General features: G+C 36.5%; 6 protein-coding genes. 3 read left to right on the top strand and 3 right to left on the bottom strand.

Features of this window, described 5'->3' with window-relative positions:
• The first annotated feature begins 106 nt into the window (after positions 1-106).
• A complete protein-coding gene (locus tag ACTSKG_RS08700) occupies positions 107-5410 on the top strand; it encodes a S8 family serine peptidase (RefSeq protein WP_464757787.1) in 5304 nt (1767 codons plus the stop codon).
• 181 nt (positions 5411-5591) lie between these two features.
• On the opposite strand, the gene ACTSKG_RS08695 is transcribed toward ACTSKG_RS08700, so the two are convergent.
• Both ACTSKG_RS08695 and ACTSKG_RS08690 read right to left on the bottom strand, forming a co-directional pair.
• Entirely contained in the window at positions 5592-7274 is a 1683-nt protein-coding gene (locus ACTSKG_RS08695) for an Ig-like domain-containing protein (RefSeq protein ID WP_464757786.1), read from the bottom strand.
• A gap of 209 nt (positions 7275-7483) precedes the next feature.
• Complete coding sequence (locus tag ACTSKG_RS08690) at positions 7484-7972, bottom strand: sigma-70 family RNA polymerase sigma factor (RefSeq protein WP_464757785.1); 489 nt, start codon at positions 7970-7972, stop codon at positions 7484-7486.
• A 271-nt stretch (positions 7973-8243) separates the two neighbouring features.
• Here ACTSKG_RS08690 and ACTSKG_RS08685 point away from each other — a divergent pair, with 271 nt between their 5' ends.
• Positions 8244-8714, top strand: coding sequence for a competence protein ComK (locus ACTSKG_RS08685; RefSeq protein ID WP_464757784.1), 471 nt, complete (start codon positions 8244-8246; stop codon positions 8712-8714).
• Between the two features lie 252 nt (positions 8715-8966).
• Here ACTSKG_RS08685 and ACTSKG_RS08680 read toward each other — a convergent pair whose 3' ends face one another.
• Positions 8967-10256, bottom strand: coding sequence for a S8 family peptidase (locus ACTSKG_RS08680; RefSeq protein ID WP_464757783.1), 1290 nt, complete (start codon positions 10254-10256; stop codon positions 8967-8969).
• 127 nt (positions 10257-10383) lie between these two features.
• Here ACTSKG_RS08680 and ACTSKG_RS08675 point away from each other — a divergent pair, with 127 nt between their 5' ends.
• On the top strand, positions 10384-11601 hold the full coding sequence (locus tag ACTSKG_RS08675) for a tetratricopeptide repeat protein (RefSeq protein ID WP_464757782.1): 1218 nt from the start codon (positions 10384-10386) through the stop codon (positions 11599-11601).
• Positions 11602-11608: the final 7 nt, after the last annotated feature.

Below are 11608 nucleotides of genomic sequence, written 5' to 3'. Positions count from 1 at the left end.
AAGAAAGGACTGGATCTAAAGCATATGTAATTATCAATGTACTACAAACTCAACTCTCTACTAGCGTTAAAGATTGTCATTAATATTGCCAAAAGGGGGAAACTACTTGAAGAAAAAAAAGCTTAATAAGTTTTTTAACGCTTTCTTGACGTTAATTATGGTATTCACGATGCTATCTCCAATGAGCGTATTCGCAAACACTGGAGACAAGCTAAATATTCAAAATGCTACTAATGAAAGCAAAATACAAGCAGAAAAAGCTATTAATGAACAATTAGCTTTAAGAAATGCACAAGCCACGTTACATGAAGATTTACAAGATTTAACGGGGGAAGAAGAAGTAGCTGTAATTATTCATTTATCTGAAAATCCAGTAGCACTTGAAAAAGGAATTAAAGAGTTAAGTGGAAAAAAATTCACAGCATCAGATGCAACATCTGCGGAACGAAAAGTAAAAACACAGCAAGTTTTAGTTGAAAAAGAAATGAAAGTGAAAAATATTTCCTTTAGAGAAGGCTACACTTTCCATACAGTTTTAAATGGTTTTGGTGCGAAAGTGAAAGCAAGTGATTTAAAAAAGATTCTGTCCATCCAAGGTGTCACTTTAGTAGAGCCAGACGAATTAAGATATGCACTTGATAACACAGATGGAATTGTAAATGTTGGTGTAGAGAACGGAAGTATTGAGGAAGAAAACTCCGAAGCGGCAAATGGAAATATTGGTGAAGCAAATAATACCAGCATTTCCCACTTAGGTATAGAAAAAGTATGGTCAAGAGGATTCAAAGGGAAAGGGATTAAAGTTGGAGTAGTCGATACAGGGATTGATTACAATCATCCTGAATTCGTTGGTGTATATAAAGGCGGCAAAAACTTTGTACCTCATGATGGAGGGGACTATGCCCGTCCTAGAGATGACAATGACCCTTATGAAACAGCTCCATTGGACCGGGATCCAAATAATCCAAATACACCAGTCACACAAGCTGGTAGTACATTTGCCACTTCTCACGGTACACACGTATCAGGAACAATTGCAGGAATTGGTGCAAATGAGTTCAGAATTAGTGGTCTTGCTCCAGAAGTGGAATTACATGTATACCGCGTTTTAGGTGCATATGGAAGTGGGTATACTTCGTGGGTTATTAGAGGAATTGAGGCAGCAGTTGAAGAAGGAATGGATGTTATTAATTTATCCCTAGGCGGACCTTCCATGAGTTCAGTTACAGCTGATGCATTCGCAATTAACAATGCGATGTTAGCAGGTACTGTAGCGGCTGTGGCTACAGGGAACTCAGGATCTGCTCGTGGATCTATCGGAAGCCCAGCAACAGCTGCACTCGGCATTGCAGTAGGGAACTCGACAAATCCTACAATTACGGAAAAAGGAGCAACACTAGCAGTAAAAGCAGAGTCATATGACAAATCATATACTCTCAATTATATGGCATATAAATTTGGTGACAAACCAGGTGAACAACTTACTGGTGAGTATGATCTTGTTGCCATACCTAATTTTGGTACAGTAAAGGATTATGAAGGTCTTGACGTTAAGGGGAAAGTAGTACTGGTTTCAAGGGGGACACCAACATTCCCTGTACAAATTGATGCTGCAAAAAAAGCGGGTGCAGTTGCAGTTATTATTCATAATAATGCAGGTACTGGATTAATAAATTCTAATCAGGGTTCTGGATTTGCCTTTATTACGACATTTGATATGTCCTTCCCTGAAGGCACGTTACTAAGAGCTGCGCTTGCTTCAAAACCAGGAAAAATTTCATTTAGCAATTTTACGAATACGGTAAGTGGGGGAGACACGTTGAGTTCTTCAAGCTCACGTGGACCTACAAATCCAGATTTTGATATAAAACCAGATGTAGTGGCACCAGGTACGAATATAATGTCCACGATACCTATGTATGGAAAAGACATTCCAGGAGCAGATTATAGCGGAGCATTTGCAAGAAAAACAGGTACTTCAATGGCTACGCCACATATTGCAGCTATTAGTGCGTTAATTCTTCAAGCAAATCCAACTTGGACGCCATTCGATGTGAAAGTAGCCTTATCAAATACTGCAAAATTATTAAGTCCATTAACTACCTATGATGTGTTTGCACAAGGTCCTGGGCGAGTCCAACCTTATGAAGCTGCATTCCCAACAGTTCTTGCTTATGCGCTGGATAGTAATATAATTCAGAGAAAAGTAATAGAACACGAAAAAGGGACAGTAAGATTTGGGAAATTAAGTGAGATATCTGAAAAAGACATTTCGGTAACAAAACAAATTCGTGTAGAAGATGTTGCAAAACTTGGTGGGGACTATACGGTTACTGTGCAAGTTACAAAAGCCTTCACTGGGGCAACGGTTACTGTTAATAAACCAACATTCTCATTGAATGGCTCAGAAATGATCGACGTAACATTGAGTGCACCAAAAACAACAGTAACTGCGGCAGCTGAAATTCTTGGTTATATTTATATTAGAGGAAATGGAAAAGAAGTTTCATTACCATTTGCAGCAGAATTCACGCCAAATAACGTAAAAGCTGTTGGTGTATCCAATGTTAAAGTATCGAATTATGACTTATCACTTAATAGTGAAAGTACAAAAAAATCATCGACCGTATCAGGGGTATTAGGAGGAACTGGGACCACTAGATATGGAGAAATCTCCGTGGAACTATCAGACCTACTAAACAATGGGGATGAAATTGGAACAGTCTTCGCTAAAGTAGGTTCTTTTTCAAGTGGACCAATCTCTTACCCGATTAATGGAACATATACAAATGGTAATGGTGAAATTGTAAATATGGCTGACGGAGCTTATTCGCTTGCCATTTATGCATCAAATACTAGTGGTAGTACTTGGTATGGCGATGCTGATCCGGAGCCATTATTCGTGAAAAGTACATTAGCAACAATCGATGCAGCGGAATCACTTGAAACCTTTAAATCTGAGTATCAGTTTAAGGGAACAATTAAGGATGATTACATTAAATTTATCAAGGATCTAGTTACTATTGGATATAAATTTGATGTAAATGAAAAACTCTCAGTATCGTACGAAGCACTTAATGCAAAAGGCGAAAAAATTGGTGAAGGCCCAGTGAAACTCCAACAAGAAGGTACGTTCTCACTCGACCTTACTAACTTAACACTAGGTAAAAACATAGTTACAATCTATGTTAATGATGCAGCTGGAAATAAAGCCGAGCACTCGTTTGAAGTAGCTTACTCTGAACCTGTTCTAACGCTTTCTGTAAACCCAACGGAACTTGATTTAACTACTGGTGGAACAGCTCAACTTGCTGTAACAGAAACTTCAACACCAGCAACAGGAGAAGCTACGAACAAAGACGTAACTGCAGAAGCTACGTACGTGGTAGCAGACGAATCAGTTGCAAAAGTTAAGAACGGACTTGTAACTGCAGTAGGAAAGGGATCCACAACGATTACCATTTCCCACGGTAATAATAATGTGACTGTAAAAGTGAACGTAAAAGATCCAGTAGTTATCGTACCTGGAGTGACGCTAATTGCGAACAAAACAGATATTGTTTTGGAACCAGGAAAAGAAACACAACTTACTATTAAAGAAGTAACAACAACTTCAGATGGAAAAATAACTGAAAAAGACGTAACAAAAGCTGCAACGTATAAAGTAGCAGATAATAAAGTTGTTTCGGTAACGAATGGTTTAATAAAAGCAAAAAATGAAGGAAGTACAACAATCAATGTCAAATATGGTAAAAATGAATTAACTGTAAATGTGACGGTTAAAGCACCAGTAGTGACATTGACTTCAAACAAAACACAAGTAGTTTTAGCACCAGGAAAAGAAGCACAACTGAAGATTACAGAAGTAACAACAGATGCAAATGGAAATCCAAAGTCGACAGACGTAACAAAAGGCTCAACGTATAAAGTGGCGGATGGAAAAGTAGTTTTCGTGAAAGATGGTCTCATTACAGCAAAAGCTCCGGGAAGTACAGATATTACGGTGAAACATGGCAAAAATGAATTAACCGTGCATGTCGATGTATCAGAACCAGGAGTGAAACTAACGACAGATAAAACAGATATCGTGCTAGAACCAGGAAAAGAATCAAAATTGACGATTAAAGAAGTAACAACAGGGGCAGATGGAAAAGAAAAACAAACAGATGTTACCAAATTTGCGACATATACAGTTGCAGATAGTAAGGTAGCTTCCGTAACTGGTGGTTTAGTGGTAGCGAAAGCTGCTGGAATTACAACGATCACGATAAAATACGGTAAAAATGAATTAACTGTCAACGTGACGGTGATCGATCCTAAAGTGACACTGACAACAAACAAAACGGACATTGTTCTTGAACCAGAAAAAGAATCCAAACTAACGATTAAACAAGTAACTATCGGAGCAGATGGAAAAGAAAAACAAGTAGACGTCACAAATTTTGCAACGTACACAGTAGCAAATAGCAAAGTAGCTTCCGTGACTAGCACTGGTATCGTAAGAGCAGAATCGGTAGGCAGTACAACAATCACTGTTAAATACGGGAATAATGAGTTGACTGTTAATGTGAAGGTTGCAGAACCAGTAGTTACACTATCTGTAAACAAAACACAAGTTGACTTGGAACCTGGAAAAGAATTACAACTGACGGTGAGCGAGTTAACAATATCGTTGGATGGAAAAACAACCGAAAAAAATGTGACAAAAGCCGCTACTTATACAGTAGAAAATGGTAAAGTTGCATCTGTAACAGATGGTTTAATAAGAGCAAAAGCAGTGGGAACAACAAAAATTACAGTTAAACATGGTAAAAATGAATTAACTGTCAATGTGAACGTTGCAGAACCGGTAGTGACACTGGATGCAAACGTAACACAACTTGATCTGGAAATAGGAAAAGAAGCACAACTAAAATTAAAAGAAGTAACAACAACAGCGGATGGAAAAGTAATCGAAAAAGATGTAACAACTGCTGCAACATATAAAGTAGCAGACAGTAAAGTGGTTACAGCAACAAATGGGTTAGTAAAAGCAAAAGCTGCTGGAAGCACAACCATTAAGGTGAATTATGGTAAAAATGAATTAACTATTAACGTGACGGTTGCAGCACCAGAAATCACGATGGTTGCCGACCAAATGCAACTCGAGTTGAAACCTGGAAAAGAAGTACAGCTAAGCATGAAAGAAGTAACAACAATGCCAGATGGAACAACAACAGAAAGAGATGTTACAACAGCTGCAAAATATACAGTAGCAAATGGTAAAGTAGCTTCTGTAAGTAACGGTTTAGTAAGAGCAAAAGCAGAAGGAAGTACAACGATCACTGTTAAATACGGTAAAAATGAAGTGACAATTAATGTGAATGTTGGAAACCCGTTAATAGTTGGAGGAAGTCCAGTCAATAACTGATTAGTGAAGTGTCCCTGTGACAGAAATAATTCTGACATTTAACTACAATTTGAAAGAGAGCATTCCGTTTTTGTTACGGGTGCTCTCTTTTTTTAGTATATATATAATAGGTTAGAGGGTGACGATAATGTATGAAAAAGCATTAGTCTACTAAGTTTTTAAATTTCAAATAGATTATATGTTAGTTCACCGGAAACTCTCGAACATACGAACGATGAATATACAATTCCTCGTAAGAAGAGGAGTCAGAGAGGACTTTGATCCATTCGGATTCTGGTAAGTTGTCATCTAAAATTGTTATAGGCATTCCACTATTAGTATATCTATATGCAGCTGCATACTCAGTCCCAGGACCAGTGCGAACGATTAGACCGCTTGTCGTTGTAATACCAAGTTTATATTGGTTTATAGAATCTTTGCCACCCATCATTTGATCGATGCGATACATATGGCCAGCTGCTTTTGCTCCCCAATATGGATCGGATGCGTATTTTAGGTTTATACCTATTGCTTTATTTCCAAAGACGGCACCATTCGCATAGCCTGCGTTTGCAGGGAGGTAGTTTTTGTTCAAAAAAGCAGTGACTAGTTCATTAATATTTTGTTCTACTGTATCGAAATATTTGGCTAATGGGTTGTTATCTGTTACATATAATCCGAAAAGGTTATTGTATTGTTGTGCTCTATCGCTCATTCCATAGACACTTTCATGCTGGGCAAGAGCAAGGATAAACAAGGCATTGATTTGCTGTGTTTCTTCTATTTGCTTTAAATAAGTTCCAAGACCAATAAGTTTACTTTTTTGAGTTGCTTGTTGGTACAGAACATTAGTTGGATTCTCTATCTCTAGTTTTTGAAGCATGGACATTATATACGCATCGATTTCTTCAGCTGTATAATTAGTTTTGCTTCGAGCAGATAAATATTGGAAGTATGGATAACTTGTCCCCACTTCTTGACCATTTGCGTTTGTAAAATGAGTTCCGTCAACACTGTAATATTTTTGACCGGAAGTCATGAAAATAGGTGCAGACCCAACTTGATAGGATGAATACGATCCAGTGTTAAAAGAATAAATCGAATGTACAAGTTGACCATTTGTAGTGGAATAATAAGATCTTCCTGCTACTGCATTCCACGGTATTAGATTACTATTCTCTTGTTTTATGTACATAGTATTACCAGCTACATTCACTTCTACGTACGCATCTGTCGAGTCTATATAAAGCAGTTCCGAATTAGAAGGTACATATGTAATTACTTTAGTTAGAAACTTGTCAGAATAAATATTTGTTAACACATTAGTAGAAGTAGCTTTTGTTACAACCAAACCACCTGGCATTTTAATAAGACTATCTTTATACTGTATAGCTTGATCAGCCTTCAAATTGGTAATCGCTTCTCCGTATGTAGCGTAAGACTTTATAATGTTAGTAGATCCATTTGACTGAATGTTCACCACGTCAAAAGTACCCGGTGATTCAATTGTGAATTTCTTGGAGTTATATGATGAAATAGGATTTCCATCTTTATCTTTAATATTGTTCGTAATATGTAGAGTATAGGTTGCTGAATTGATATAACCTTCAAGTGGCGGTGCAACAAGTACACGTTTTCGATCTGTCGAAAGTGTTACTTCTCCATTTTTCTTTTCTCCAAACTGATCGACAACAAAAATGGAGTTAGAATCGATACTAGCAGGATCTACTTCTTTATTGAATGTAATTGTCCAAGTTTTGTTCGGCTTTACATTTAATGAGGGCGCTAATTCCTCTGCGCTTGCCATCATTGGTAATACCAACATTAAAAGTATCGCAAAAAAACATGGAATTATAGATTTATATTTGTGTTCTTTTTGAACCAATTAATTTTCCTCCTTTAAACCGATTTTCCACTATTATACTATAAGTCTAGTATCTAAAGTTCTACTAAATGAGAGTATTTTTAAAGATACTAGGAGATATCTAATGGAAGTCTGAAATCCCCTTACGAAATGAAGGGGACTTCACTAAAGTTATATAAGGTAGATCATCTCGCAAACAAAGGCAAATCAAATGCAATATCTACTCCTACTCACTTACTCTGCAATATATTATCCCGTAATTTAATCAACATTCGTTCCCGTCTTTTCTTTATGCCTGGAATCGTAATTCCTGCTCGAGTTGCAGCTTGTTGTAAAGAGATTCCCTCGACGAAGATCCATAATATTAAATCTCGTTCGTTTTCCGTGAGTTTTTCCAATGCAACAGCTAAATCTTCATTTTCTATACTCTTTACTAATGTTTGCTCGACGAGAACTGTTAATGTTTCTTCCTCCACTGGATGAATCGTTTCTTCAACACGTTTTTCCTTTTTTAACTCGTCCAGAATTGCACCATATATACATCGGTATGCATATGGTGCGAATTCTCCTTTCTCCGAATCGAATTTTATCCATGCTTGCCATAAAGCAATTCTCCCAGCTTGTCTATATAATTCATGATTTTTATAGATATTTAGCTTTCGGATACAGGCAGAAATCATTGGTTCAAATTGTATTAAACTCTCTTCGAATGTAGTCACTGTACTTTCCTTTGGAGTCGTGCACGATTCAATTATTCCTAGGTAGCCTCAGCTTAATTGGTCTTAATCTATTAATCCAATACTCGAAAAGTAGGTTTATAATGTCCAAACAACCAGTTCGTTCAGACAGAACTAATTGTTTAATAATGGTAGTAATTACTAATGCATAAAATTAATTCACATAATTACATATTTTCAGTAAATTAAAACTATACAAATATATGAAAGTTTGGTAGAATATATCCATATTGATGAAAAGGGGGATTTATTTTTGAAAAACTGTGATTCTAATTTAATAAACAAACATACTTTGATGCTTGAATCAGTTTTTACAGGTGAGTTTAAGTCAAAAATTATTACAACCCATGGAATTTTCTTTTCCAAAATGTCTGTGCCACAATTGATGGGAAATGCTTGCATCCTATTTGCTTCTACAATAGAAGGGCGTATGGAAGCAACGAAAAAATTAATGAATTATTTAGTTAAAACTCCTGTTCTTATTGATCCAAATGAGTTTGGAGCCTTTCCAACTAAGTCCTATAAAAGCGTCGAATGTGTTTGGATTTTTAACCACCAGTTTGAAATTGAGCCAACAGGAAAAGGCAAGTCCCAAGTGACATTTAGAAATGGAATGACCTTTCCGGTTAATGTCTCCAAAATCGTACTACTAAAACAACAGCAAAGACTAAACAACGCAATCTATACCTACCGTCTTATTCATCGAAATTTAGACCATACGTAGAAAAGAATAATCCCAGATAGGGTGAGACTACTGCACAACTAAATTATATAGAGGATATTAGCAGCTGAAAGGTTTGTTTCAGTTGCTTTTTTTACTTGATGGAGTTTTCTAAAATAATAAAAAGCCTTCAAGCAATAATTTACTTGAAGGCTTATATATAATTCACTCAAAAATGGAGGGGGTATTCAACTTAAGAGTGATGTAACACAAATTAGGAATGCGCACTCTACTATTTGTTGGTCCAAAGGAGAGCTATTGCACTCGTGCAAAACCAAAGCCAGATGCATAGTCATCTCCAGTGGATGCTCCAATCCCACCTTTAATATCTACTGCTTTTGCACGTTTTTGTATCTCGGCACGAACTTGAGTGTTTGTCCAAGATGGATTTTGAGCCCAAATCTTTGCTGCTAAACCTGCAACGTGAGGAGTTGCCATGGATGTACCACTAATCGTATTGTAGCCACCATTATTCCAAGTAGAATAAATGCCTGCACCAGGAGCAGAGACTTCCACATCTCCTTGTTGGATAATATAATCACCAGCGGTTGCAGCATACCCTCGAGAAGAGAAGTCGGCAACGCGGTACGTTCCGTTTTGCTGTACATTTTCAAGAGCTGCTACTGCGATGACATTGACAAGCGCTCCTGGGTAGCCAATGGACCCTTGAGAAGGACCTGAATTTCCAGCAGCTGCCACGATTAATACTCCTTTACCATAAGCGTAGGTTACTGCACTTGAAATTAGAGAGTCGTTACCCGCAGAACCTAGAGACATATTAATCACAGTTTTTGTTCCAGTAGCTACTGCTTGATCCGCTACATGTCTTATACCTGCAGCGATATCATCTGAGTAACCTGAACCGTTGTCACCTAAGATTTTATATGCCCAAAGATTCGCCTCTGGTGCCACTCCATAAATACCTGCTTTGTCACTACCACCATCCGCTAAAGCAGAACCAGCTACATGTGTGCCATGTCCATTTCCATCCGAACAGCTTCCGTTAATGATAGAAGGAGTTCTCGTAAAATCTTTACATTGCTTTACTCGATTGACTAAATCATAGTGGGTGGTGTTTGCACCAGTGTCAAGGACAGCAATGTTAATACCTTTTCCACCGGAAGTAGTAGTTTGATTGCTATTATTATAGATTGCTTTAATTCCCCAAGGTGTTTGTTGTGTAGGATATTCACCAGCAGCTGTTTCAAATTCTGTCGAGCGAGTATCTGTGTCTAACGTAACTTCTTGCACTTTAGTAACGGTAATATTTTTATTTTTTTGCAAAGCTTCAAATTGCTTTTCATTCATTTCTGTAGAGAACCCATTCTCTGTTAGTTCCCAACGTACCTTATATGAACCTTTTAAACTAGTTTTCATCGTTTTGTTGTTAGCTTCTACATAGACTCGGAAAGTTTCCAAATCATTTGCAGAATTCATGGTGTCATCATTAGGAGAGGCGGCGTTTGCAACAAAGCTTCCTTGAACTGGTACGGTTAATGCTACTGCGAGTAGTGCACTTAACAAAATCATCTTCAATTTGCTCATTGTCCTTGCTCCTTTTTATTTGTATTTTTTGGTACACTTATAAACTATCACATAAAAATAGTTTTGTTTATTGGGAAAATTTAAACTATTATATAATTAATAAGATAATCTTATAGGAGGTGAGATTGTGCAAATAGGTTCGTTGATAAAGTACCACCGATTAAAACAAGAAATGACTCAGAGTACGCTAGCTATGGGGATTTGTTCGGTTCCTCATCTAAGTAAAATAGAAAATAATAGTAAAGAAGCAAATCGGGAAACGATACGATTATTGCTCGAAAGATTAACGATAAGTTTGCAAGATGTAGAAAACAGTGCACGAAACATTCGACATTTATTAACTGAATTTTTAGCTCATATTCAATATTGCGAGGAAGAAAAGGTAACAGAGGCATTCTTACAATTAGAAAATTATAAAGAAATAGTTATATTTACGGACTATATGTATCTATATGAATTATACAAGTTAAGATATTATCTGTTTATTAAGGATGTAGATATTGCAGAAAAACAGTTAAAGTGGTTGCAATTCCAAAAACAGAATTTTTCCCAACATGAAAAGTATTTACTTTCTTATTTTAGTGGGTTAATTTTAGTTTTAAGAGGGAGGTATGATGAAGCGGATGAAATACTGTCTCTCATCATAGAAGAGAATATGGGACTTGGTTCTTTTGAAGGGGAGATATATTATCACTTAGCAGTTGTGAAAGGGTATTTAGATCAGTCGAGTCAGGCTATACTTTACGGCAAAAAAGCACTGCAATTTTTTAAAGAACAATATAACTTCAAAAGAATTATTTATACGCTCATGTCACTAGCGATCAATTATTCACGTTCAAAAGTTTATAATGAAGCTCTTGAAACGTATAATCATCTTTTACGAATCACAGAAATGTTTCCTCATAGTAATTTACTTTCTCAGGTATATCACAATATAGGTGACCTACACCATAATATGGGTAATTATTCGATCGCACTTGCTTATTTTAAAAAAAGTTCGTCTATTATGCCTACAAACAATGAAAACTACCTGCTTTGTTTATATAATGTTTCCCAAACGGAGTTTAGATTAGAGCGATGGTCAGAAAGCAAAGATAGTTTTGAACTTTTAAAAGAGGAAGCATTTTTAATGAAAGTTATACATTATCAATTATACGCAAAATTTTATTTATTTTTATTAAATGACCAAAAAGAAAAAGCCATGATATTTTTAGAAGAAAAGTTATTGCCTTTCACCTCGAAGAGAGGCGAGTTAAAAGAAGCTCATCTTCACTTTTCAAATATCTTAGCTGATTACTATAAACAAGAAGGGAAATTTGAAAAGGCTGTGCAATTCATTATGTAAAGGAGGT

It is taken from the genome of Psychrobacillus syltrankelensis (genome assembly GCF_055454035.1).
The sequence above is the reverse complement of the archived record's forward strand: the minus strand, read 5'-3'. Positions and strand labels throughout refer to the sequence as shown.

Excerpts from the sequence above, each read along its gene's own strand:
- ACTSKG_RS08680 (WP_464757783.1), bottom strand. The coding sequence starts at position 10,256 with ATGAGCAAATTGAAGATGATTTTGTTAAGTGCACTACTCGCAGTAGCA.